This window comes from Ruegeria lacuscaerulensis (genome assembly GCF_013034745.1).
Taxonomy (GTDB): Bacteria; Pseudomonadota; Alphaproteobacteria; order Rhodobacterales; family Rhodobacteraceae; genus Ruegeria; species Ruegeria lacuscaerulensis_B.
The window spans coordinates 32,771-57,905 of the sequence record NZ_WQGP01000004.1 but is presented as its reverse complement, the minus strand read 5'-3'; the positions used below and the strand labels follow the sequence as shown (position 1 = coordinate 57,905).

The 25,135-nt window shown below is 60.7% G+C and carries 22 protein-coding genes; 10 read left to right on the top strand and 12 right to left on the bottom strand.

Annotated elements, in window-relative coordinates; all coding sequences use genetic code 11:
- The first annotated feature begins 52 nt into the window (after positions 1–52).
- Positions 53–904, top strand: coding sequence for a 2-keto-4-pentenoate hydratase (locus GOV79_RS08765; protein WP_170789497.1), 852 nt, complete (start codon positions 53–55; stop codon positions 902–904).
- On the opposite strand, the gene GOV79_RS08760 is transcribed toward GOV79_RS08765, so the two are convergent.
- Genes GOV79_RS08760 through GOV79_RS08745 form a run of 4 tightly spaced genes read right to left on the bottom strand, consistent with a single transcriptional unit; the run spans position 905 to position 7,582 of the window.
- Complete coding sequence (locus tag GOV79_RS08760; RefSeq protein ID WP_170789496.1) at positions 905–2,947, bottom strand: DUF7408 domain-containing protein; 2,043 nt, start codon at positions 2,945–2,947, stop codon at positions 905–907.
- The gene (locus GOV79_RS08755; RefSeq protein ID WP_170789495.1) at positions 2,944–5,706 is read right to left on the bottom strand and encodes a DUF4159 domain-containing protein; all 2,763 of its coding nucleotides are present in this window, start codon (positions 5,704–5,706) and stop codon (positions 2,944–2,946) included. The genes GOV79_RS08760 and GOV79_RS08755 overlap by 4 nt, the downstream gene beginning before the upstream one ends.
- A complete protein-coding gene (locus GOV79_RS08750; protein ID WP_170789494.1) occupies positions 5,703–6,578 on the bottom strand; it encodes a DUF58 domain-containing protein in 876 nt (291 codons plus the stop codon). The genes GOV79_RS08755 and GOV79_RS08750 overlap by 4 nt, the downstream gene beginning before the upstream one ends.
- Entirely contained in the window at positions 6,575–7,582 is a 1,008-nt protein-coding gene (locus tag GOV79_RS08745) for an AAA family ATPase (RefSeq protein ID WP_170789493.1), read from the bottom strand. Before GOV79_RS08745 ends, GOV79_RS08750 begins: the two co-directional genes overlap by 4 nt.
- A gap of 64 nt (positions 7,583–7,646) precedes the next feature.
- Here GOV79_RS08745 and GOV79_RS08740 point away from each other — a divergent pair, with 64 nt between their 5' ends.
- Complete coding sequence (locus GOV79_RS08740; RefSeq protein ID WP_170789492.1) at positions 7,647–8,225, top strand: DUF1285 domain-containing protein; 579 nt, start codon at positions 7,647–7,649, stop codon at positions 8,223–8,225.
- Here the strand turns inward: GOV79_RS08740 and GOV79_RS08735 are convergent.
- Positions 8,222–9,163 carry a DMT family transporter gene (locus tag GOV79_RS08735; protein ID WP_237217990.1) on the bottom strand — a complete coding sequence of 314 codons (942 nt, stop codon included), beginning with the start codon at positions 9,161–9,163 and terminating at the stop codon, positions 8,222–8,224. The genes GOV79_RS08740 and GOV79_RS08735 overlap by 4 nt on opposite strands.
- A gap of 172 nt (positions 9,164–9,335) precedes the next feature.
- Between GOV79_RS08735 and GOV79_RS08730 the strand changes: the two genes are divergently transcribed.
- Together GOV79_RS08730 and GOV79_RS08725 are read left to right on the top strand one after the other, a co-directional pair.
- The gene (locus GOV79_RS08730; RefSeq protein ID WP_170789491.1) at positions 9,336–10,091 is read left to right on the top strand and encodes a hydroxypyruvate isomerase family protein; all 756 of its coding nucleotides are present in this window, start codon (positions 9,336–9,338) and stop codon (positions 10,089–10,091) included.
- 60 nt (positions 10,092–10,151) lie between these two features.
- Positions 10,152–10,382, top strand: a complete 231-nt coding sequence (locus GOV79_RS08725; RefSeq protein WP_170789490.1) for a DUF2798 domain-containing protein — start codon at positions 10,152–10,154, stop codon at positions 10,380–10,382.
- A gap of 43 nt (positions 10,383–10,425) precedes the next feature.
- On the opposite strand, the gene polA is transcribed toward GOV79_RS08725, so the two are convergent.
- From polA to GOV79_RS08705, 4 genes are all read right to left on the bottom strand, one after another.
- The gene (polA, locus tag GOV79_RS08720; protein WP_170789489.1) at positions 10,426–13,221 is read right to left on the bottom strand and encodes a DNA polymerase I; all 2,796 of its coding nucleotides are present in this window, start codon (positions 13,219–13,221) and stop codon (positions 10,426–10,428) included.
- A gap of 70 nt (positions 13,222–13,291) precedes the next feature.
- On the bottom strand, positions 13,292–13,762 hold the full coding sequence (locus GOV79_RS08715; protein ID WP_170789488.1) for an inner membrane protein YidI: 471 nt from the start codon (positions 13,760–13,762) through the stop codon (positions 13,292–13,294).
- Between the two features lie 138 nt (positions 13,763–13,900).
- A complete protein-coding gene (locus GOV79_RS08710; RefSeq protein WP_170789487.1) occupies positions 13,901–14,563 on the bottom strand; it encodes a YrbL family protein in 663 nt (220 codons plus the stop codon).
- 90 nt (positions 14,564–14,653) lie between these two features.
- Complete coding sequence (locus tag GOV79_RS08705; RefSeq protein WP_170772979.1) at positions 14,654–14,827, bottom strand: zinc-finger domain-containing protein; 174 nt, start codon at positions 14,825–14,827, stop codon at positions 14,654–14,656.
- 87 nt (positions 14,828–14,914) lie between these two features.
- Here GOV79_RS08705 and GOV79_RS08700 point away from each other — a divergent pair, with 87 nt between their 5' ends.
- Entirely contained in the window at positions 14,915–15,907 is a 993-nt protein-coding gene (locus tag GOV79_RS08700) for an ABC transporter ATP-binding protein (RefSeq protein WP_170789811.1), read from the top strand.
- Here GOV79_RS08700 and GOV79_RS08695 read toward each other — a convergent pair.
- Positions 15,904–16,368 carry a DUF1203 domain-containing protein gene (locus GOV79_RS08695; RefSeq protein WP_170789486.1) on the bottom strand — a complete coding sequence of 155 codons (465 nt, stop codon included), beginning with the start codon at positions 16,366–16,368 and terminating at the stop codon, positions 15,904–15,906. The genes GOV79_RS08700 and GOV79_RS08695 overlap by 4 nt on opposite strands.
- 110 nt (positions 16,369–16,478) lie before the next feature.
- Here GOV79_RS08695 and GOV79_RS08690 point away from each other — a divergent pair, with 110 nt between their 5' ends.
- The 3 genes from GOV79_RS08690 (at position 16,479) to GOV79_RS08680 (ending at position 20,932) form a co-directional block, all read left to right on the top strand.
- Positions 16,479–19,397, top strand: coding sequence for an error-prone DNA polymerase (locus GOV79_RS08690; RefSeq protein ID WP_170789485.1), 2,919 nt, complete (start codon positions 16,479–16,481; stop codon positions 19,395–19,397).
- Between the two features lie 48 nt (positions 19,398–19,445).
- Complete coding sequence (locus tag GOV79_RS08685; protein WP_170789484.1) at positions 19,446–19,859, top strand: group III truncated hemoglobin; 414 nt, start codon at positions 19,446–19,448, stop codon at positions 19,857–19,859.
- A 134-nt stretch (positions 19,860–19,993) separates the two neighbouring features.
- The gene (locus GOV79_RS08680; protein WP_170785291.1) at positions 19,994–20,932 is read left to right on the top strand and encodes a DMT family transporter; all 939 of its coding nucleotides are present in this window, start codon (positions 19,994–19,996) and stop codon (positions 20,930–20,932) included.
- A gap of 52 nt (positions 20,933–20,984) precedes the next feature.
- On the opposite strand, the gene GOV79_RS08675 is transcribed toward GOV79_RS08680, so the two are convergent.
- On the bottom strand, positions 20,985–22,097 hold the full coding sequence (locus GOV79_RS08675) for an S-(hydroxymethyl)glutathione dehydrogenase/class III alcohol dehydrogenase (RefSeq protein WP_170789483.1): 1,113 nt from the start codon (positions 22,095–22,097) through the stop codon (positions 20,985–20,987).
- 130 nt (positions 22,098–22,227) lie between these two features.
- On the opposite strand from GOV79_RS08675, the gene GOV79_RS08670 reads away from it, so the two are divergent.
- Complete coding sequence (locus GOV79_RS08670; RefSeq protein WP_170785295.1) at positions 22,228–22,515, top strand: I78 family peptidase inhibitor; 288 nt, start codon at positions 22,228–22,230, stop codon at positions 22,513–22,515.
- A 61-nt stretch (positions 22,516–22,576) separates the two neighbouring features.
- On the top strand, positions 22,577–24,229 hold the full coding sequence (locus tag GOV79_RS08665; protein ID WP_170785297.1) for a Y-family DNA polymerase: 1,653 nt from the start codon (positions 22,577–22,579) through the stop codon (positions 24,227–24,229).
- 15 nt (positions 24,230–24,244) lie between these two features.
- On the opposite strand, the gene GOV79_RS08660 is transcribed toward GOV79_RS08665, so the two are convergent.
- Positions 24,245–24,970: an SDR family NAD(P)-dependent oxidoreductase gene (locus tag GOV79_RS08660; protein WP_170789482.1), complete on the bottom strand. Its 726-nt coding sequence runs from the start codon at positions 24,968–24,970 to the stop codon at positions 24,245–24,247.
- Positions 24,971–25,135: the final 165 nt, after the last annotated feature.

Sequence of the window (25,135 nt, the reverse complement as noted above, 5' to 3'; positions counted from 1 at the left end):
TTGCTTGGAAGCCAGGGCTTGTGCCAGACTTTTTGCAAACCGGAGGCTACCTATGACAAATGCACGCTATTTTTCTGCCATCTTGCTGTTCTGCGCGGCAACGCAGCCCGCTTGGGCCGAATGCGCCACGGATGCGCAGGTTGACCGGTTTGTTCAGGATTATCTTTCCAACACGCCGACTGTGGCACTGTCCGCCGATGGAACGATGCAAGACGCATTGTGTACGCAGGCTAAAATTTCTGCTGCGTTAGAGCCTTATATGGGCCCAATCATCGGCCACAAAGCGGGTCTGACCAGCAAGCCCGCGCAGGACCGGTTTGGCGCGGATGAACCGGTGCAGGGTGTCTTGTACCGCGACATGATGGTCGCGGATGGCGCGACTGTTCAGCTGAACTGGGGCGCACGCCCGGTGTTCGAAGCCGATCTGGTTCTGGTCGTGGGAGATGCTGATATCAACATGGCCACGACGCCGCTGGAGGTGATGCAAAACATATCAGCCATTCGCCCATTTTTGGAACTACCAGACCTGGCCCTCGCCGAAGGCGAACCGATCACGCCGATTACGTTGACTGCAATTGGGGTGGCGCCAAAATTGGGTGTTTTAGGGTCTGATATTCCTGTCTCCGACCCTACCGCGATGTCCCAGGCCCTGTCAGATATGACCGTCACTTTGCGGGCGGCGGATGGGGAGGTGTTGGCAGAGGCTCCAGGCGCTGCAGTCATGGGGCACCCAGCCAATGCAGCGTTGTGGCTGATCTCGAAAGGAATCGAGTTTCAACCCGGCGATCTGATTTCGGTCGGCTCTTTCGGCCCGCTGGTCCCGCCTGCAAAGGGTAAAGGTGGCGCGTCGGTCAGCTATGACGGATTGCCCGGTGATCCCACAGTCAGCGTTGTGTTCGAATAGTCAGCGCCGCCCTTCGCGCAGCCACCCGCCGACAAGAAATCCACCGGCCAGCAAGAGCACCAACCACGGCGGCAACAGCCCAGCCTGCGTGACATCGCGCGTTTCATAAGCGTCGCGTGGTGTTAGGCCGATCCATCCTCGTCCCGAGGCCGGTCGTCCGGCCCGCACATTTCGGATCGACGGCAAACCCTCCTCGACCCGGATGGTGCCACCGCGCAATCCCGCCAGAATAGGGTCCAGTACTTCCGAGGTCGCGATCGTGCGCTCGAACTCTTTTGGCGCGGCGGGGCCAAGGCCGATCACCGCCGAGTGCTCACCCTCCTGCAAACGATAGAGGCCAATCTCGGGCCCGTAATACTGCGCTTCGAACCGACCGGGCGAGACCTCGTCCAATGTCACCTCAAGCGTTTCGCCGTTGGGAAGCGTGACGGTCACGGGGCCGACCTCATCTTCAAGGGTCTGGCGAATGATGCGCATGATTTGACCGTTGGCTTCGGCCCACAGCGCCTCTTCCTCTAGCTCGGGCTCTTTCATCATCCAATGCGCCAGACGGCGCAGCAGTTCCAATTGCGGTCCGCCGCCTTCGAACCCGCGGCTCCACAGCCACGCGTGATCCGAGGCCAACATCGCCACGCGCCCCTCACCCACACGGTCCAGCACCAGCAAGGGGCGGTCGTCCACGCCGGTCATCAGCATCTCACCCCGGCGCTGGTTCACGTCGATCTGCCGCAGCCACGCGCCCCAGTTTTCAGGATCACCCAGATCGGTCGTCACCGGATGGCGCTGACCCAGATCCGTCACCATAGGGACAAAGCGTTCTTCGATCACCCGTGCAGTTGGCTGCGCCGGAAGGATTGAGGCCAAAGGCGACCGGAAAATACTATCAGCGCTGGCAAAATCCGGCCCCGCCGCGATCAGAACTGCACCACCTTCATTGATGTAGTTACTGACATTGTCCAGATAGATGGCGGGCAGGATTCCGCGCCGTTTGTAGCGATCAAAGATGATCAAGTCGAAATCGTTGATCTTTTCCAAAAACAACTCACGCGTGGGGAAGGCGATCAGCGAAAGCTCATCCACCGGCACGCCGTCCTGTTTCTCGGGTGGACGCAGGATGGTGAAATGCACCAGATCGACCGAGCTGTCGGATTTCAGCAGGTTCCGCCATGTCCGCCCGCCGGGATGCGGCTCGCCCGAGACCAGCAGCACACGCAGGCGATCCCGCACGCCGTTCATCTGGATCAAGGCGGTGTTGTTGCGATCGGTCAGCTCACCTTCGGCCTGCGGAACGGTGAATTGCAGCACATTGCGCCCGCCATGAGGCAGCGTGACGGGCAATTCCACATCTGTGCCAATGGGAATGGTGAATTGCTCGGGCTCGGCCCCGTCGACCGAGATTTCAAGCGGCGCTGTAGTGGCACCGGCAGGGGCAGCGCCGCTATCCTCGACCCGCAGGGTCAGGGTCACGGGCTCGCCGATAATGGCAAAAGCCGGGGCGTTGCGGACAATCAGGCGGCGGTCCCAGTCGCTGGAGCGCCCGGTCTGCAACAGATGCGTCGGCGCTGAGAGGTCCGGGGCCTGATCCGCGTCATGCACGATCCCGTCCGAAACGACAACGATACCCGCGATCCGGGCGCGGGGTTCTTCGGCCAACGCCTCATTCAACGCGGCCATAACCTGGGTGCCCTCGTCGCCGTCGCCATCGCCGACCTTGATGCGGCGCAGCTCGGTGTTGTCGCGGGATTCGATCTCATCCGCCAGGGCATCCGCCGCTTGCGCTGTTTGTTCAGCCCGGTCCGACAAGGTCTGACTGGCGCTTTCGTCTTCGATCATCAGCACGATGTCGGTCAGAGGCGCACGGTCCTCGACCTGATAGACCGGCCCGGATAACGCCGCAATCACCACCAGGGCCGCCAGCCCACGCAATGCCCAGCCGGACAGACCACGCCACAGGGCAACAGCCACCCCGGCTATCGCAATCGCCGCCACCACTGCCAGAACAGGCCACGGGATCAGCGGATCAAAAAGTACGGTTCCCGTCATTGTCCCAACCTGTCCAGCAGAGCAGGCACATGCACCTGATCCGATTTGTAATTCCCGGTCAGCACATGCATCACCAGATTGACCCCGAAACGATTGGCCAATTCGCGCTGTCGCTCTCCGGCATATCCGCGCCCGACGGGCAGAAGTGCCTGACCATTGCGATCCACCGCCCAGGCTGCGGCCCAGTCATTGCCACCAATCACCACCGGTGTCACATTGTCATTGAGGTTGCGGAAGGGCATCCCCTCGATCTGTTCCGCATCCAGTGGGGCGGCTTCAACCCACACATCCGCTCCGGCATGGCGACCCGGAAAATCCTGCAACAGGTAGAATGTCCGCGTCAGCACATGGTCACGCGGGATCGGCTCTAACGAAGGGATATTCAGCGGCGCGGCCAGTTGCTGTAGCTTGCGTCCATTGGGGCTGGCAGCCCCGAACCGCGCCACGTTGGAATCGCGCGTGTCAAACAGGATCATGCCACCCGAGCGCAGATAGGCGTTCAGCTTGGAATACGCCTCGACCGAGGGTTGCGGTTGATCCGGCGTGATCGGCCAGTAGAGCAGCGGGAAAAACGCCAGTTCATCACGCTCCAGATCAACGCCCACAGGCCCGGCCGGTTCCACCGACGTGCGGTAGAACAGGGTCTGCGCCAACCCGCGCATCCCGGCCTCTGCGATCTCATCCACGTCGGCATTTCCGGTCAGCACATGGGCCAACACCAGTTCAGTCGTTGCGTTCAGGGCAAACTCGGTCTCGTCGGGCGTTTGCGCCTGCACCTCGGGTGCGATCAGCACTGCGCCCAGCGCAATCGCCACCGCGCGCGCAAGACCAAGCCGCCCCGACAACGCCAACGAGGCGATCACGTCCACGGTCAACAACAGCAGCGCAAGACTGAGCAATATGCCTCCAATCGGGGTTTCAGTGCTGATTTCCTGCCCTTTGATCGGCACATCCGAAGGCCAAGAGGCCGGCGTCAGAACGGTATCTTCAGCCAAGACGTTCAACGCCAGCTTCTGTTTGCCGCTTTCATAGAGACCGGGGCGCAAGTCAGGACCGATCGTGCCCGTCACCAGATCAACCCCGTCGACACCGGCAAGATTCCCTGCATCCATCAAACCGCCAAAACCGTCCATGACTTGCACTGGCGCCCAGGTGGTGCCCTGCAACTGAGACTCTTGCCGCGACTTAGCTGCCGAGGCGACAGCCAGACGATCCAACATTTCGACGAACAAACCGGACAGAGGCAAGCTGGACCATTCCGCATCTGCCGTTACGTGAAACAGCACCACCTGCCCCAGACCCAGCGCTTTGCGCGTGACCAGTGGCGTCCCATCCGACAGCGATGCAATCACTCGATCCGCCAGATTAGGGTCAGGTTGCGCCATCACCTGCGTCGTAACGGAAACGTCCGACGGCACCCGTAAGCCATAAAAGGGCGAGCCTTCGGGGAAGGGGGCAAGCCCCTTGGCCTCACCCCAGCTCATCGCACCACCGACCGAGCGGCCACCGCTGCGCAGCCGTACCGGCAACAGTGTATCCTCGGCATCGCGGCCCAGATCGCTGGCAGCCATACGCGGTCCGGCAAAGCGCAACAGCAACCCGCCTTGTTCCACCCATTCGACAACAGCTTCTTGCTCACCCGCAGAAAGTTTCGCCACATCGGCCAGCACGATCACATCTGGGTTCGCGGGCAGAACATTCATCAACCCGCCTTCGACAAAATCCGCCGTAGGGGTCAAAACCTGCGTCAAGTAATGCAGCGGCGACAACAGCTCCAGCCCTTCGCGGTTCAGGGTTCCCGCGATCAGCGCAACCTCGCGCCTGCGCAGGCTGTCATCAGTCAAGGTCATCGCGCCCGCCGAGCGCTGGCCCTGAATTTCAAACCGAGTGATCCGTGCGCGCAGCTCGGACGGCAAGGCCAGTTCGACCTGCGCCTGCGTTTCGCCGCTGGCAAATTCCATCGCCGCGGATTGCAGAACGCGCATCACTCCAGCCGGGTCACGGCCCTGCGCCAAAACAGTGATCTGCTGGGCTGGGCCAGGTTCGGTCCGCTGCGCTGTCAGTTGGATCAGCCCGTCCTGATATGTGGCAGGCAAAAGGGCAACAACCGCTGAGGCCGCCTGATACACCGTGACCTCACCCCGCCCTTGCAATGTCGCTAGGATCGTTTCCTGGCCATCAAAGTCGAGACGATCACTGAACCAATGCGTGTCGAAGCCCCCGTCCAACTGATCAAGCGCAGCCAGGGTCTGTTCTATCTGCACCTCGGTCGGTTGCCAGGGTGTCGGCGCCAGCCCCGGCAACCTGCCACGCCAGTCTTCGGCGGATTGGAACACCGGTGCTTCGGGTTCCGTCAGGCTCAGGATCGCAACGGTGCGCCCGGCGCGTCCGGCCTCGGCCAGTTGCGCGTCAATCTGATCCAGCGTTGCGGACCAGCGGGTGGCCCCGGCCCAACTGGCATCCAGCACCAGCATCAGCGGGCCGGACCCCGCTTGATCACGCGAGGGGTTCAAAACCGGCCCTGCAAGTCCGATGATGATCGCCGCCGCCGCCAGCATCCGCAACAAAAGCAGCCACCACGGCGTGCGGTCCGAGACGCTTTCTTCATCCTTCAGCCCCAGCAACAGAGTCACAGCCGGAAACAGCCGCCGGATCGGCGCTGGCGGCACGGCGCGCAGGATCAGCCACAGGATCGGCAGGGTCAGCAGACCCAGCAACACCCATGGCGCGGTAAAACCGATGCCTGCCAAAATCGTCATACAGACCCCCGATCCAACGCACGATAAAGCCACAACAGAGCCGCCTGCGCGCTGTCACCCGTATGATGCAGCCCAAGTTGCCAACCGGTCGCGCGGCACAACTGCGTCAGCGCATCCTTGCGTTTGGCAAGCCGGTCCAGATAGCGATCGCGCAGCTCTCCGGCCTTCAATGTCTCGTGGCGGGTCGTGCCGCCGACGCTTTCGAAAATGGTCCGACCGCGATAGGGAAAACTTTCCTCAGTCGGGTCCAGCACCTGCAACAGAACGCCGCGAACGCCCCGGTCCGCAGCTTTGGTCAGGGCCAGTTCGACCTCGTCCATGGGCCCCAGAAAATCGGAAATGAAAACGGCCCGCGCATGCGGGATCATGGCGCGGTGCTCGGGTGGAGCATAGTCGGCCTCGGCATCCTCGGACCAGGCTTGCGCCAGCCGCACGATCTGAGCGTTGCCGCGCCGAGGCGGTAGTGCTGTTCCTGTCAGGCCAACACGTTCGCCACCCCGTACCAGCAGGATGGCCGTGGCCAGACCCAGCAAGCGCGCCCGGTCGGCCTTGGTCGGGTGGTTCTTGTCAGACGCAAACCGCATCGAGGCGCCCTGATCGACCCACAGCATCACCGATTGCGCGATCTGCCATTCGCGCTCGCGCACAAATTGCTGATCCCCGCGCGCCGAGCGGCGATGGTCGATCATCCGACGACTGTCACCGATCTGCGCCGGGCGGTACTGCCAGAAATCATCACCCAGACCCGACCGCCTGCGCCCGTGATCGCCCAGCAGAACCGTTCCGGCCAGATGTTCAGCTCGCGCCAAAAGGGGCGGCAGCCGGGACGCCTCGGCCTCGGATCTTTCACGAAGGGTCAGCGCGGCATTCACGCCGCAGCCTCGGTGCGGATCAACCCGGCAGCGGTGCTTTCGATCAGATCAGCAAGGCTGTCCCCGCGCGCGCGCGCCGCGAAGTTCAGCGCCATCCGGTGGCTGAGCACAGGGCGCGCCATATCCAAGACGTCCTCGGCATTCGGGGCCAACCGCCCCTGCAGCATTGCGCGCGCGCGCACTGTCATCATCAACGCCTGCGCCGCACGAGGACCCGGCCCCCAAGCGACCGTTTCCGCCACTCGTTCGGACACGCCAGCCTCATCCGGGCGGAAGGCGCGCACCAGATCGAGGATCAGCTCAACCACCGAATCTCCGACGGGCATGCGCCGCAACAGAACCTGAGCGGCCAGCAATTCCTCTTTGGTGAAAATCTCATGCGCGTCATCTTCTTCGACGCCTGTTGTGGCCAGCAGAATATCCCGCTCGGTCTGGCGATCGGGGTATTCCACGTCGATCTGCACAAGGAAGCGGTCCAACTGCGCCTCGGGCAGCGGATAGGTGCCTTCCTGCTCAATCGGGTTCTGCGTCGCCAATACGTGAAATGGCGTCCCCAGCGAGCGATCCTCGCCCGCCACTGTCACAGTGCGTTCCTGCATCGCTTGCAGCAGCGCCGATTGCGTCCGGGGGCTGGCGCGGTTGATCTCATCCGCCATCAGCAGCTGGCAAAAGATCGGGCCCGAAATAAAGCGGAAATGGCGGCTGCCATCTTCGGCGGTATCCAGAACCTCGGACCCCAGAATATCGGCAGGCATCAGGTCCGGCGTGAACTGGATGCGGTTGCCGTGCAGGCCCATCACTGTCGACAGCGTCTCGACCAATCGCGTCTTACCCAGACCGGGCAGACCGATCAGCAACGCATGCCCGCCGCACAGCAGAGCGGTCAGGGTCAGGTCCACGACCCTCTCCTGTCCGATAAAGCGACGGGTGATCGAGGACTTGGCCTCTTGCAGTTTGGTTTCCAGCGCTTCGATCTCGGACACGAGGTCGGCAGGTTCGGTCATGACTTTCCCTTCCGTGGACTAATATGGTTGAAGTGTATCGCGCGAAAAGGAAATGGCAAAAGTAATGAGCGGACAAAAACCTGTGACACCTTCCCCTGATGGCATTGCGGCATCAGTCAATGCCGCCAAAACCAAGGGCCTACCCCCGGTTCATCTGTGGAATCCTCCGTTTTGTGGCGATCTGGACATCCATATCGCCAAAGATGGCTCTTGGACTTATCTAGGGTCGCCGATCAACCGGTTCGAGCTTGTGAAGCTATTTTCGTCAATTCTTAAGAAGGAAGACGGGAAATATTACCTCGTTACCCCGGTCGAGAAGGTGGGAATCACTGTCGAGGACGCACCTTTCGTGGCGGTCGATTTCGATGCGACGGGCAAGGGCACGGCGCAGACGCTATGTTTCACCACCCATGTGGGGGATGAAGCCGTCGCAGGGCCCGACCATCCAATCCGCATTGTCATCGACCCCGAATCCGAGGAACCCGCGCCCTACATCCTGATCCGCGCAAATCTTGAGGCGCGGATCGACCGCAAGAGCTTTTACCGGATGGTCGATATCGCCGAACATAGCGACGGGTGGTTCGGCGTCTGGTCGGGCGGGCAGTTTTTTCCCTTAATCCGGTCCGAGGAGTTGCCGGATTAGACCCGGCGCATCACGCGACGGTCCTGCGCCAACAGCACGGCGATTGCAACGATCCCCGCGCCCAGCGCGCGGGTCCAGTTCCAGTCCTCGCCCATTACCAGCATGATCAACATCACGTAAAACGGCGCAATGTTGATGTGGAATGCGGCCAGCGCCACGCCGATTTTGCCAACGGATGCGATGAAAAAGACCTGACTCAACCCCATTGAGATCAGCGCATACATCACAAGCATGCCCATCTGTTGCATATCGACCGGCGCTGTCGGTGCAACGCTGACACCCATTTGCGCGGCGCAGAAAAACAGAACCGAGGCCGTTACCAGCCCGCCGACAAAAGTGATCGTACTGCGCCCTGTCTGGCTAAGCGCCGGGAAATCCCGCGCCGTCGCCATACTGGCCCAGCAAAACAGGGCCGTGGACGCAATGGCGCAGGCCGCACCCAAACCTAATTGCGCCGGGGCCAGCGCGCTGGTTGCAATCAGCCCTCCGATGATCGACACGACCACGCCCAGTGCAAAATTCCACCGCAAGCGCCGCGTACCTGTCGCCAGTTCCAGCAGAGTTGCAAACAAGGGCGCGCCGGACGCAATAATCGCAACCGTCACCGGGTCAGTCAGCTTTTGCGCCAGAATGATCAGGAACATCCCCGACCCCAGCGCAGCGCCGACAAACATCGCGTGCCCCCAACGCGCGCGCAACACCCGCGCGGGCCCATCCATCAACACCCAGACCGGCACCATCACCAGCACTGCCAACGCCAACCGCGCCAACAGCAACGTAATCGGAGGCCAAGTTTGCAGCAAAACCTCGGCCGCAGGAAACCCGGCTGCCCATGTCAGCATGGACGCCACTGCCAGACCATTGCCGGATACAGCCGAGCGGCGCCCCGCAGACACAGAAAGAGTGTTCCCGCGCACGGGGTCAGGGCTCATCGCCATGGTGTCAGACCTTCTGTTGGAACGGTGGCCGAAAATGATCCACCGTGATGGCTGAAGGCTGGCTGATTCGGGCCGATGGTTCTGGCCGGTTTTCGACAAACTGTCGTTTTCAGTCTCTTTCGTTGAAATCGCCCCAAGGCTAAGGTCCGGCCAGCATCACGTGGGACCTCTTATGCCGAAATTCGCCGCCAACATCTCGCTGCTCTTTACCGAGCTGCCCTATCTCGACCGGTTTCAGGCCGCGGCGGAGGCCGGGTTTCAGGCAGTCGAGATCCTGTTTCCCTATGAGCCGGCTGCCAAGGAAACCCGCCGCGCACTGCTGGCCAACGGGCTAGACCTGGTGCTGATCAACGCCCCTCCGCCCAACTACACCGGTGGCGAGCCAGGCTATGCTGCGGTCCCAGGTGGCGAAGCGCGGTTTCAGTCCGATATCCGCCGCGTCATGCGCTACGCCGATGTTTTGAAACCAGGGCTGATCCATATCATGTCGGGGTATTGCGCGGGACCAGATGCACTAAAAACCATGGTTGAGAACCTGAAATGGGCCGCCGATTTCGCCCCTAAACAGCACTTTACGATCGAGCCGCTGAACCCTGTCTCACAACCCAACTACTTCCTGAACGATTATTATCTGGCTGCCAAAGTTCTGGCCTTGGTGGACCGGCCCAATATCGGCCTGCAATATGACAGCTTCCACGCTCATATGATCCACGGTGACGCGCTGGACGTCTGGCACCGCTTTCACCACATTGTCACCCATGCTCAGATCGGTGCCGCCCCAGACCGGTCCGAGCCCGGACGCGGGCCAACAGACTTTGCTGCGCTTTTCGAGGCCTTTGACGAAATGGGCTATTCCGGCTGGGTCAGTGCCGAATATACCCCCTCAACAGCGCAAACTTTCAACAGTCTGGACTGGGTAGAGTTCTGATATCTGGCCTTTTCAAAAAAAATCGCGCAGACATCACCACAATGACTTGAAGGAACTGTGATGATCCCTGCCCGCTTTTCGCGCATTGTGTTCTGTCTGATCATGTCGGGGCTGATGTCCTGCATCGTCACAGGAATTGCCACTGTCAAGGCCATAGGATTTGGGCCCACCACATTCGGCGATTGGATGTCTGCTTGGGGGTTTTGCTGGCCCATCGCCTTTACGGTCATCTTTATCCTGGGACCCACCGTACAACAGTTGGTGAACCGTCTGGTCAAGACGCAGGATTGACCCGCTGCGAAGAGGGCCCGCCGGGCCTGATGAGCAGCGCTTCTTAGTGCGCCTCGGCCCAATTCGCGCCTTGCCCTGCATCCACGCTTAGCTTCACGTCCAGCTTCACCGCGGGGTCCGATGCTCCCTCCATCACATCGCGCGCCACACGAATCACCTGATCCACTGCATCCTCAGCCACTTCGAACAGCAATTCGTCATGCACCTGCAATAGCATCTTGGCAGGCAGCCCGTTGATCGCATCCGGCATCCGCACCATCGCGCGCCGGATTACATCTGCTGCCGTGCCCTGAATCGGCGCGTTGATCGCCGCCCGACGCGAGAACCCGGCATGCGGCCCCTTGGCATTGATCTCAGGCGTATGGATTTTGCGGCCGAACAGCGTCTGCACGTATCCGTTCTCTTTCGCAAAAGCGATGGTGTCGTCCATATATGTCCGTATACCCGGAAAGCGTTCGAAATAGCGGTCAATGAACCCCTGCGCCTCGGACCGAGGAATGCGCAGATTGCGCGCCAGACCAAAGCCCGAAATCCCGTAAATCACACCAAAATTGATCGCCTTAGCCTGGCGGCGGATTTCAGGTGTCATCTCATCCAGCGGCACGTCAAACATCTCGGAGGCGGTCATGGCGTGAATGTCCAACCCATCCGAAAACGCCTGTTTCAGGGTCGAAATGTCAGCGATATGAGCCAAAATCCGCAATTCAATCTGGCTATAGTCGAGGCTAACCATCACATTGCCCGGCTCGGCAATAAACGCCTCACGAATGCGACGCCCTTCTTCGGTGCGCACCGGGATGTTCTGCAGGTTCGGATCGGTCGAGGCCAGACGCCCGGTATTCGCCCCCGTGATCGAGTAAGACGTATGCACCCGGCCTGTATCCGGGTTGATATGGGTTTGCAGCGCATCGGTATAGGTCGATTTCAGCTTGGAAAGCTGCCGCCAGTCCAACACCCGGCGGGGCAGTTCGTGTTCGGTGGCAAGGTCTTCCAGAATGTCAGCCCCGGTCGAATACTTCCCAGTCTTGCCTTTCTTACCGCCCTCAAGCCCCATCTTGTCGAACAGAATCTCACCCAGTTGCGCGGGCGATCCCACATTGAAATTCTCACCGGCCAATTCGTGAATTTCAGCCTCTAACCCGGCCATTTTTTGCGCGAAGGCGTTGGACATGCGGCTCAGGACATCGCGGTCCACCTTGATGCCGTGCATCTCCATTTCCTTGAGGACCGGCACCAGAGGGCGTTCGAGTGTCTCGTACACCGTCGTCACCTGCACCTGATGCAGTTGCGGCTTGAACAGTTTCCAAAGGCGCAGCGTGATATCCGCATCCTCAGCGGCATAGGCAGTGGCCTCGTCAATCGGCACCTTGTCGAAAGTGATTGCGGATTTGCCGGACCCCAGCAGCGGTTTGATCGGAATGGGCGTGTGGTTCAGGTAACGCTCGGACAGCGTATCCATCCCATGCCCGTGTTCGCCGCCATGCATGGCGTAAGACATCAGCATCGTGTCGTCGATTGGCGCCACGTCCACGCCATAGCGCGCGAAAATCTTGGCGTCGTATTTCATGTTCTGGCCGATTTTCAGGATCGAGGCGTCCTGAAGCATCGGTTTGAGCAAAGTTAGAGCCTCATCCAGCTGCATCTGCCCCTCGGCCAGCGCGTCTGAGCCGAACAAGTCATCCGATGCCCCATCGCGGTGAGTCAGCGGGATGTAACAGGCCGAACCCGCCTCAACACTTAGCGAAATACCCACCAGATCGGCGATCATTTCGTTCAATCCGGTGGTCTCGGTATCGACGGCCACCCAGCCGGTCTGATAAGCGCGGTCGATCCACGCCTGCAGCGCGGTTGCATCGCGCACGCATTCGTATTTCGAGGCGTCGAAAGAGATATCCTCAGCCTCGGTCACAACTTCGGGCGCAGGCGCATCAGCAATCACCGGGGCCTCGGCCCCCAGCTTGTCGGCAATTCGCTTGGTGAGGGTGCGGAACTCCATATCCGCCAAGAACCCCAGCAGGGTCTCAGCGTCGGGGTCCTGAACCTCAAGATCATCCAGCGTGAAATCCAGCGGGGTGTTTTCGTCCAACTGCACCAGTTTTTTCGACAGCTCAATCTGGTCGCGCTTTTCGATCAGGGTCTGGCGGCGTTTGGGCTGTTTGATCTCTTCCGCGCGGTCCAGCAGGGTTTCCAGATCACCGTATTCATTGATCAACAGGGCCGCCGTTTTCACCCCAATCCCCGGCGCACCGGGTACGTTATCGACAGAATCCCCCGCAAGCGCCTGCACATCCACCACCCGTTCAGGCCCCACGCCGAACTTCTCAACCACGCCGTCGCGGTCGATACGCTTGTTCTTCATCGCGTCCAGCATTTCGACGCCGCCGCCCACCAGCTGCATCAGGTCTTTGTCCGAGCTGACAATGGTCACGCGCCCGCCTGCCTCACGCGCCTGGACGGCCAGCGTGGCGATGATATCGTCGGCTTCATAGCCTTCCAACTCTTTGCAGGCGATGTTGAAAGCGCGGGTCGCTTCGCGAGTCAGGGGCATCTGGGGGCGCAGGTCCTCGGGCATGGCCTCGCGGTTGGCCTTGTAGAGGTCATAGAGATCATTGCGGAACGTGTGCGAGCCCTTGTCAAAGATCACCGCCACGTGGGTCGGCGCATCCGGTCCCGCGTTCCCTTCGACATATTTCTGCAGCATGTTGCAGAAGCCCGATACAGCGCCGATGGGCAGCCCATCGGATTTGCGCGTCAGCGGGGGAAGCGCGTGATAGGCCCGAAAAATAAAGGCTGATCCGTCGATCAGATGCAGATGACACCCTTTTCCGAAATTGCTCATGCGCGCTCTCCCTGTCGGTCAGGGATCGTTCTGCCACAGGGGCAGACGGGTGACCAGTCAGGAACGTGCCCTAACCCCCAAAGAGGCCGCTGAAAAAGTCCGAAAAACTATGCACCAGAGCCATTATGACCAGCACACCGAGGAACGCAAAAAACGCAAATGCGAAAAACTGAAACAGAATGGCACCAACACCGATAACCATTCCGGCGATGGCCGGGCGACGCCTTTCGTGACGCAGAAGGCCAATGACCGAAACAACAATCGCCAGCCCGCCAAGCATCGCCACACCGATTTGCAAAAAATCATCCAGATCGCGGGTTCGGGCTACAGGCTCGGGTTGCTCTGCCCCCGTAGCGGCACGCAGGGTCGATTTCCCGATCTCGGCCGCCAGTTCGCCAAGCGTGACGCCTGTAGATTGCTGAGGCGCAAACGGTCCCGCCCAAAACACAAACAAGGCGGCGAACAACGCCATAGCAGCGAAACAGAATCCGACCCAGCCAAAAACCGGGCTTGCGCTGTCCGTTTGAGTAATCTCAGTCATCACACTCACCTAAGACGAATGCGGCACAGCGTATCACGCAAATATGGGCGCATTTTGGGAAAAAATGACTATTGGAGCAGTTGAAGCCGATCTGTGTTTAAAAAAACATAGATGCACAAGACACCCGCTCAGGATAAATCACGCGATACTGAAGGCGCGGTTCGTCTTGTCCCAGTTCATCCCGGATTGCTGCGCAATGTGCTGCATCTGCTTGTTCAATGACCGATCATTCAGCCTGCGACTTAACGAGCGTAACGGCACAAGGTTTCGTTCCCCGTACCCATCGATCAGAAAGAACATACGTATGTCGTCACGCAATCCATAGACGATGTTTTTCCCATGGATGTCCCGACCCACAATTTGGAACTCAAAAAGCTTTCGGACAAAGATGTTCAGATCATCCAATGTCTCAGCCGTCATTTCCTGCCGCGCGCACATCGACAGCAAGTTCTGCGCTAATGCGCCATCTTCGGTGCTGATCCTCTCGACCACGACGCCGGGCCCGACATCTGTCTGCACGACACCAAAGGACCGCGCCAGTGGCAGTCTGGAAATGTCCAGACCACTTTTCAGCGCCGCCTTCATCTCGCACTCCAGCTCTTTCAAGGCGTTTCGGAATGCTGAATCGGGCAGCAGACGACGCACAGCGCGTTTCATGATGGATCTGTTGCGGCGGGTTCTGGGACGCGTCACTTTGACCAGCAACTCTGGCTGGTTGGGGCAGGCATAAACGTTCCGGTGGCCGCCCTTGGCCACAATATCCCGGTCTGAAAGGTGCATGACCTGCACGGAAAAGAGCATCTTCGCGCCCTGGAATCATAAAGCTATTTCGTCAGGATATAGAGTCTTCACTCGGGCGGAAATAGGACGCGTAACAGTTTTGTGACGGGCCTACTGATCCTGATCCGCCAGCACATATTTGCAATCGCAATAGGGGCACTCAACCCAGCCGGTATCCTCGGGGATCTGCAGCCAGACCCGCGGATGGCCCAGCGCACCCTCGCCGCCGTCGCAGGCAACACGAGAGGTTTCGACGATCTTGGTTTCCGGCGCTTCGATGGTCACGGCTGGCGATCCTTCTTCGGTTGTCGGCCTCGCGGGCATGGTTTAGGTGCGTTTATGAGCGATGAGCAAACCGGGGGCAAGAGCCACATGAGCGATGCGGCAATCAGGATCGAAGGGCTGCGCAAGACCTATCGCGGTGGTAAGGGCCAGCCTGAAAAGCACGCGCTGAAGGGCATTGATCTGACCGTCCCGCACGGCTCGGTCTTTGGGCTATTGGGGCCGAACGGGGCCGGGAAATCGACTCTGATCAACATTCTGGCCGGTCTGGTGGTGAAATCGGCGGGTTCAGTGTCGATCTGGGGGTTTGACCAGGACCAACACCCCCGTCAGTCCCGCGCTGCCATTGGCGTGATGCCGCAAGAACTGAACTTGGACCCGTTCTTCACCCCGCGCGGCGCATTGGAGGTGCAGGCCGGGCTCTATGGCGTACCCAAGTCGCAGCGCCGCAGCGATGAAATTCTCGAACTTGTCGGCCTCAGCGACAAGGCCGAGGCCTATGCCCGCACGCTATCGGGCGGCATGCGACGACGGCTTTTGCTGGCCAAGGCACTGGTGCACCACCCCAAGATTCTGGTTCTGGATGAACCCACGGCAGGCGTGGATATCGAACTGCGCCAGATGCTCTGGACCAATGTACGCAAGCTGAACGAACAGGGCATGACGATCATCCTGACCACGCATTATCTGGAAGAAGCGCAAGAGATGTGTGACGAGATCGCCATCATCAACCACGGCGAAAAGATTGCGCAGGACAGCACCGCCAACCTGCTGGGTCGGATGGACAGCCGGACGATGGTGATCCTTCCCGACAGCCCCGTGGTGGATCTGCCCACAACCGATGGTGTCGAAGCCGCTTTGCGCGATGATGGCAGCCTTGTCCTGCAATATCGCAGCTCCCAGACCAGCGCTGAACAGGTGCTGGAGGCCGTGCGCGCCGCAGGCATCCGCATCCGCGACGTGCGCACCGAAGAGGCCGATCTCGAGGATGTGTTCCTCGCCCTGACCTCATCCCGTGCCGATGATGGCCCAGCGGATGATCTGGATCAGCCGCGCCGGGGGATGCACCGGGTCAAGCTTTAAGACCGGTCGATTCGCGCCTGATAGCAGTTGTTTCGGGCGGATCGCACGTGGACATAGGCGATGTCCGCACGGGCAAAGATGTCCTTTACCGCCGCACCAATCTGATCTGTCGGGGCGATCACCCCGGTGCCATAGACGATCCGGTCATCCAATCCATACCCCTTGATCAGATAGTCCGGAGAGGTGGTCAAAATCTCGGGCAGCTCCGTGCCCTCATATCGCTTACACGGGCTGGCACATAGAAAGATCGGACCCGTTTCCGCGTAAGGTTGTGCCTCTGGAAAAGGGCGATGCGCCAATATCAGCATTTCTTGGCCTTCTGGTATGTTTTGTAGGCAATGTCGGCAGGGATTGCCCGCACCTTTGGAAACGGCGTGCTCGGGTGAGTCGCCATATGCGTCCGGCCCTCCGGCCTGAAGCGCGCGGACTTGGGGGGTGGGAAGGGCAGTGATCTTGAACATCTCGGGTCTCCTTTTTCTGCCACCCTGCCCAGAGGGGAAACTGCAATCGACCCGTTTCCTGCGCAAAGGACTCGAAAAAGAACAAAAGGTGAATATAATGTGGAATCGCCATGTATGCCGAGCTGTCGATCACGTCGAATTTCACCTTTCTCACCGGGGCCTCGCACCCCGAGGAATACATGCAGCGTGCCGTCACCCTTGGCCTGCCCGCCATCGCGATTGCCGATCACAACTCGGTCGCCGGGATCGTGCGCGCCCATACCCAGGCGCGCGAGATCGCCCGAAAGGTGCGCGAACGTGTGGAATGGGAGGGGCAGAACACGCCCATCGGCCCGCCCTGCCCCGATCACATTCCCAAACCGCCCTCCTACCCAATCCACGCGGTGCCACGCCTGATCCCTGCGGCACGGCTGATCTTCACCGACGCGCCCACCGTCACCGCCCTGCCTCTCAACCGGCAGGGCTGGGGCAACCTGTGCCGTATCCTGTCGGCGGGTCGCCTACGGGCCGAGAAAGGTGACTGTATCCTGCACCTGTCCGACCTGATGGAATTCTCCGACGGTCTGCACCTGCTGCTCTGGCCACAAGCGACCCGGCCGCAGGGCGGCGCGAGTGCTTGGCGGACACAGGCGCAAAAGCTGACGCGCCGCTTTTCCGGGCGGATGCATCTGGTGATGCACCCCAGATATGATGGCGCAGACAGTGAGTATTTCTCTGTATTAGAGACTGAATCACAACAACTCAACCTCCCCACCCTCGCCAGCGCTGCGCCGATAATGCACCATGGTACCCGTCGCAAACTGGCCGATGTACTGACCGCCATCCGACTGCGCCGCAAGGTCGACGATCTGGGCCGCGACGCTCTGGCCAATGGAGAGCAGCGCCTGCGCTCGGAAACCGAGATGCTGCGCATTTTCAAAGGCCATGAAGGCGCTGTCACCCGCGCCCATATGGTCAGCGAGCAGCTACAATTCTCGCTGGATGAGCTACGCTATGAATACCCCAACGAAGGCAGCGACCAGGAAACCCCGACCCAGCGCCTGCACCGTCTGGCCCATGAGGGGTTGAACTGGCGTTATCCGGCGGGCGCGTCCGAGAAGGCCAAGAAAATGCTGGCGCATGAACTGACCCTGATCGGCAAGCTGAAATATGAACCCTATTTCCTGACCGTCCGTGACATCGTCACCTTCGCCCGATCCCGCGATATCCTGTGTCAGGGGCGCGGCTCGGCGGCCAATTCGGTGGTCTGCTACTGCCTTGGCATCACCGAGGTCAGTCCAGAACTGGGCACGATGGTCTTTGAGCGCTTTGTGTCCGAGGCGCGGGACGAGCCGCCCGATATCGATGTCGATTTCGAACATGAACGCCGCGAAGAGGTGATCCAGCACATCTATGACCGCTATGGCCGCCACCGCGCGGGCCTCTGCGCAACCGTGATCCACTATCGCGGCAAGCGCGCCATCCGCGAAGTGGGCCGGGCGATGGGCCTGACCGAAGACACGATCTCGGCTCTGTCCTCACAGCTATGGGGGTTCTTCTCGGCCAAGGGGCTCGAGGCGGAACGGATGCGCGAAATCGGCCTTGATCCCGAAGATCGCCGCTTAAAACAGACTCTAACATTGGTTTATGAGATCGACGGCTTCCCCCGCCACCTCTCGCAACACGTCGGCGGATTCATCATTACCGAGGGGCGGCTGGATGAACTCGTCCCCATCGAAAACGCCACGATGGAGGACCGTACGGTCATCTGCTGGGACAAGGACGATATCGACAGTCTTGGTATTCTGAAGGTCGATGTCCTCAGCCTTGGCATGCTGACGTGCATCCGCAAGGCGTTCGACCTGATCACGCAGCACCACCAAACCGGCTATACCCTTGCCACCCTGCCGCCCGAGGACCCGGCGGTGTATGACATGCTGTGCAAGGCGGACTCGGTCGGGGTGTTTCAGGTGGAATCGCGCGCGCAGATGAACTTTCTGCCACGAATGCGTCCGCGCAATTTCTATGATCTGGTGATCGAGGTCGCCATCATCCGCCCCGGCCCCATTCAGGGCGACATGGTTCATCCGTACATCCGCCGCCGGAATGGCGAGGAGGAGGTCAGCTTCCCTTCGGACGCGCTGGGTGAGGTGCTGGGCAAAACGCTGGGCGTGCCGCTGTTTCAGGAACAGGCGATGCAGATCGCCATCGTCGGCGCGGGCTTCACCCCCGAACAGGCGGACCGGCTGCGGCGGTCGCTGGCGACGTTCAAGAAACATGGTAATGTCAGCGAATTCCGGTCCTTGTTCCTGCGCGGGATGGAGCGGAACGGCTATGAACAGGATTTCGCCGAACGCTGTTTTTCGCAGATCGAAGGCTTCGGCTCTTACGGTTTCCCCGAAAGTCACGCGGCCAGCTTTGCGCTGCTGGTCTATGCCTCGGCCTGGATCAAATGCCACCATCCGGGGATTTTCGCCTGCGCGCTGCTGAATTCACAGCCCATGGGATTTTATGCCCCAGCGCAAATCGTGCGCGACGCGCGTGAACATGGGGTTCAGGTGCACCCCGTCTGTATCAATGCCAGTTTCTGGGACAATGTGATGGAACCCGACGGTCACGGCGGGTTGGCTCTGCGGCTGGGGTTCCGCCAGATCAAGGGCCTGAGCGAGGAAGATGCCAGCTGGCTGACCGCCGCGCGCGGTAATGGCTACCATCAGGTGGATGATGTGTGGCGTCGTGCCGGACTTGGCCCCTCGGTAATCGAACGGTTGGCTGAGGCCGATGCCTTCTCCGCCTGCGATCTGACAAGGCGCGAGGCGTTGTGGCAGGCCAAAGCGATTGCCACCGCGAAGCCCTTGCCGCTGTTCTCGCAGGATCTGGAGGGCGAGGCGCTGGACGAGCCCGCAGCCTATCTGCCACAGATGACGCTAGGCGAGCAGGTAGTCGAAGATTACGTGGCCACCCGCCTCAGCCTCAAGGCGCATCCAGTGGCCCTGATCCGGCATCTGCTGACGCCCGAGCCGCGCGACAAAACCACACCTGTTGCGTGACGCCCAAACCGGGTATCGGCCCAGAACAGAGTCGAAAACGGACCAAACATGACCCGCCCCACGCTGCCGCCGCGCTTTCCCGCGACCCCAGATCAGATCAATGCTCAGGTCGCCGCCTTTTACGCCCGCGTGCGCGAGGACGCCGTGCTGGGGCCGGTCTTCAACACACATGTCCAAGACTGGTCCACGCATGAGGAAAAGATCGCCGCCTTCTGGCGCAACGCCATCCTGTATGAGCGCAGCTATGACGGCAATCCGCAGCGGGTCCATATTGAACGGCCCGACGTGCAGCCCGACATGTTCGCGCATTGGCTGGACCTGTTCGAAGAGGTCGCAATCCAGACCTTGCCGTCTGAAACCGCGACTCCTTGGGTTGCTCTGGCCCGGCGGATCGGTGTGGGGATGAAGGCCGGTGTGCAATCTGCACGCCAACCCAAAGACGCACCTCCCATCCTGCGTTGATCCCAGGACATGGCGGTTTTGCCATGTTAGCGGTAAAATAGGGGCTATGCGGGTCGGCCAAATGGGTTTACTCAGGGGTACGACAGCCCCAATGCGCTGCGCCCCTACACCGACACATCACCCGAGGCCGCCTCATGAGCACTCAGAACACCACCCTTCGGGGGCTTGGCTATGCGTTTGCGGGCTTTGCGGTTTTTGCCAGCCATGATGTGCTGATCAAAGTGCTGGGTAGCACCTATTCGGTGATGCAGATCATCTTTTTCGCAACGCTGTTTTCCTTTGTGCCGATGGCGGTGACGATCCTGACCGACCGGACCACGGGCAATTTCCGACCACATCATCCGTGGCTGGTCCTGCTGCGCTCGGCCCTGATGGTGACGTCCATGGTCTGCGCCTTCTACGCTTTCTCGGCGCTGCCGCTGGCCGAGGTCTATTCGCTGCTATTCGCCTTCCCTCTGTTCGTCACTGTCCTGTCGATCCCAATCCTGGGGGAAGTCGTGCGCGCACAGCGTTGGGCCGCCGTCGGCTGTGGCCTGATCGGAGTTCTGATCGTCCTGCGCCCCGGTGCAACGGACATCACTCTGGGCCACCTCGCGGCCCTGACTGCAGCGTTTTCCAGCGCGTTAGGGTCTGTTTTGGTGCGCAAGATCGGGAATGAGGAACGCTCGGCCGTGCTGATCCTATATCCGATGCTGCTGGCCATTGTGGTCATGAGCTTGATGCAACCCGCCGTTTACCAACCTCCCTCGCTGCTGCATCTGGCGATGATGGCGCTGGTGGGCGTGTTCTCGGTCGTCGCACAACACTTGATCATCCTTGCCTATCGAGCCGCGCCCGCTGGGGTCGTCGCCCCCAGCCAATACAGTCAGATCATCTGGGCCACATTGTTCGGCATGGTCTTTTTCAACGAGCGGCCCGATGGCTGGGTCGCCGTTGGGGCCAGCATCATCATCGCCTCAGGCGTCTATGTGGTCTGGCGCGAAAGCCGGGCGAACACCTCGTCGGTCAATACCCCGGTTCTGCGGGTCCGCTCGCCACGCTCTGACACCGGCGCAAGCCGTCCCGGCAAATAAAAACGGCGCGCCGTTCACAGCGCGCCGTCCTCAAAATCGCAGGTTGAGGGCCTTAGTAAACCACGACCGAGCGGATGCTTTCGCCCTTATGCATCAGGTCGAAACCGTGGTTAATGTCGTCCAGACCCATGGTGTGGGTGATCATCGGGTCGATCTCGATCTTGCCTTCCATGTACCAGTCGACAATTTTCGGCACATCGGTCCGGCCCCGCGCACCGCCAAAGGCCGTACCGCGCCACGAGCGGCCCGTGACCAGCTGGAACGGACGGGTCGAGATTTCGGCTCCCGCAGGCGCCACGCCGATGATGATCGATTCACCCCAGCCCTTATGCGCCGATTCCAATGCGGCACGCATCACGCCCACATTGCCAGTGGCGTCAAAGGTGTAATCCGCGCCACCTTTGGTCAGGTTGACCAGATAAGGCACCAGGTCGCCTTCAACTTCGGTCGGGTTCACGAAATCGGTCATGCCAAACTTGGTCGCCATCTCGACCTTGGCGGGGTTCAGGTCAACGCCAACGATTTGATCGGCCCCGGCCAGACGCAGGCCCTGAATGACGTTCAACCCGATACCGCCCAGACCGAACACGATGGCGCGGCTGCCGATTTCCACCTTGGCAGTGTTGATCACAGCGCCGATCCCTGTGGTCACACCGCATCCGATATAACAGATCTTGTCGAAGGGCGCATCCTCACGCACCTTGGCCAGCGCAATTTCCGGCAGAACCGTGTGGTTCGAGAAAGTCGAGCAGCCCATGTAGTGCAGGATTGGATCACCATCCAAAGTCGAAAAGCGCGAGGTCCCATCCGGCATCAGGCCCTGCCCCTGCGTTTCACGGATCGCCTGGCACAGATTGGTCTTGGGGTGCAGACAGTATTCGCACTCCCGGCATTCCGGGGTGTAGAGCGGGATCACGTGGTCGCCCGGTTTCAGGCTGGTCACACCGGGGCCGACCTCGACCACGATGCCTGCGCCTTCATGGCCCAGAATCGCGGGGAACAGCCCCTCGGGATCCGCGCCCGACAGGGTGAATTCATCGGTGTGGCAGATGCCGGTGGCCTTGATTTCCACCAGAACCTCACCCGCCTTGGGGCCTTCGAGGTTCACATCCATCACTTCCAAAGGTTTGCCTGCCTGAACGGCGACGGCGGCACGGGTGCGCATATTCGGTGTCTCCCTGTCACTTTTGCCTCGACCCTGCGTCAATTGCCGGGCGTTTTCAACTGCGCTTTGATGCCAGCTTTGCTAAACATCTGATATTGCAGAAACGACATTGCCGGAAAGAGGAACGCCAATGCACCGTTTTATTCCCACGCTGGCCCTGCTGACCGCCTGTGCCCAGCCCCCCGCGCCCGAGGATGCGCCCCTGTCGCCCGAACCCGCCCCGGTCGATCTGGCCTTTTGTCAGGGCGAAGCTGTTGCAGGCTCTGTCGGTCAACCGGTTTCGACCATTCAGGCCCAGTTGCCCGAACGGTCCCGCGTTCTGGGGCCGGGTGATCTGGCCACGCAGGATTACCGCATCGACCGGCTGAATGTTTTTGTAGATGAGACCGGGATCATCCAACGCCTGACCTGCGGGTAAGCGTGGACTCGGCGGGCGATTCTACGATAAGAACAAAATGGGAACATTTTGATGCCTGCCAATGCCAAAACGCCGAATACTCTCGCTCTGGTTTCCCCGTCTGGGGGCTGAACGGCTGATCCGCGCTGCGCGGGGGCTGCAAGATGGGCCTTTGGCTGTGGTGACTGAGCAGTCGAACATGCAGGTGATCACATCCCTGAACGCGGATGCGCAGACCGCTGGTCTGCGCGTGGGCCAACCAGTGCGCGACGCTCATGCCATGTGCGCCAATCTGGTGACACGCCCCCGCAACGCCCCGGCCGAGGCTGCGTTTCTGACCGCCCTGCGCCGGTGGGTGGGCAAATTCAGCCCATGGGTGGCTGAAGAAGCGCCAGACGGATTGATCGTGGACCTGTCAGGCTGCGCGCATCTGTTCGGCGGGGAAGAAGCGTTGTTGAACGTGATCGAAACCGACTGCGCCGATATGGGGCTCAGCGTGCAGATGGGCATCGCCGACACGCTGGGTGCGGCCTGGGCGCTGGCACGCTACGCGGGGCAAGAGGCCACCTCCGACCGCAATGGCGACGCCATCAGCCAAGAGGCCCGCGCCACCCGCGCCCGCGCCACCAAGCGGCGGCACTGGACCAAGGGCGGGGCCGCACCGCAAATGGTGGCTGTGGGCAGTGGCGCGCGGATCACAGCGCCGGGGCAATCCTATGGCGCGCTCAGCTCGCTTCCCATTGCAGCGCTGCGGCTTGAGGATCAGGTGGTCGCACAGCTGAACCGTCTGGGCCTGCGCAGGATCGGCGACCTACTGGGGCAGCCGCGCGCGTCGCTGGCGCGGCGATTTGGGCGGGGACTGGTGCTACGGCTGGATCAGGCGATGGGCAGCGCGCCCGAGCCGGTCTCGCCCGCCCGACCGCCGCATCACTTTGCGGTGCGGATGACCCTGCCCAACCCGATCGGTCTGACCGAAGACGTCATGGCCGCCATCGACCGCGTTCTACCGACGCTCTGCACCAAGCTAGAGGAGAAAGCGCGCGGGGTGCGGACTCTGCGGCTGGAAGCCCATCGCGCCGATCAGGCGGCTGAGATCATCGAGGTCGGGCTGGCCCGTCCAACCTATGATAAACACCGCATTCGCCCTTTGTTAGAGATGAAAATCGACCAAATCGATGCGGGCTATGGCATCGACATGCTACGACTTGAGGCGGTGCAGACGGAACCCATCCACGCCCGCACCATGGCCGGTCATGCCGAGGCGCGCCGCGTCGCCCGCAACCGATTGGACGGTAACACCGCTGTCGAAGACCTGATCGGAAAACTAGGTGCGCGGGTCGGGCTGGAGGCGATCACAAGGCGGCACCCGGCGGCCTCGCATATCCCCGAGAAAACCGCACAGGTGCTGGCTGCTGCGTGGTCCGAACCCGCGCAAGACTGGCCTGCACCACCGCGTCCGCGTCCCTTGCAGATGTGGCAACCCGAGCCAGTAGCCGCTCCAGATACCCCAGACGTGCCAGACACATTTCGCTGGCGCGGGCGAAACTGGCAACTGACACAAGCCACCGGGCCGGAACGGATCGCACCGGAATGGTGGCTGGATGACCCTAACTGGCGCAGCGGCGTGCGCGATTACTGGGTGGTTGTGACCGAACAGGGCGAGCGGCTGTGGCTGTTTTACGGCCACGGCGGCACCATGTCGGCGGGCTGGTTTTGCCATGGTCAGTTTGGATAAACCCCTGATTAGAGTCTACTTACCGCGATACACCAACAAATCCGGCAGGTAATCAATCAGCCGGATCACCCAGGAAAACGGCGCAGGGAAATCGGTGCGGAACCGGCGACGCGCCATGGCTTTGGCCACGCGATCCGCCGCGTCCTCGGGCGTCATCAGCATGGGCATTTTGAAACTGTTCTTCTCGGTCAGCCGGGTCTTGATGAACCCCGGATTGACGATCCGTACGGTTACACCCGATCCGGCCAAATCATGTCGCATCGTCTCGGCCAGCGACACCAGCGCCGCCTTGCTGGACGCATACCCAATCGCCGCTGGCAGACCGTGATAACCAGCCAAAGACCCGATCAGGGTGATATCCCCGCGCCCTGTCTGGACGAACCCCGGCACGGTTTCCCCCAGCACCCGCATGGCCCCAAGATAGTTAACATCGACCATCCTCAGCGCGCGTTCCGTATTCCAGTCACCACTCCGCATGGGATCATAGGCACCAGCGTTATAGACCAGCCCATCGACTGAGCCGGCCTCGGCCGCTGCCGCACAAACAGACTCTAAATCAGTCACATCCATCGCAATCGCGCGGGCGTTGGGCAGGGTATCGCAAATCTCGGCCAGACGCTCTGCGTTGCGGGCGGACAGGATCAGATGCGCGCCCTGGCGGCTGAGGGTCTCGGCCAGAGCCCGCCCCAGCCCTTCACTGGCGCCGATGATCCAATATGTCTTTCCGTCAAAGCTGCTCATTCCGGGACCGTTTCATATGCTTTTCTGTTTTACGACCGCCGAGGGGTGCCGGATCACAGGCGGGACAGATAACGCATCTTGTAACCCGATGTCACAACCTAGTGCATTTTCGAAATTCTTCTAACCCGATTGATCCACCCAAGCCTATTCTGCGTATCTTATTGT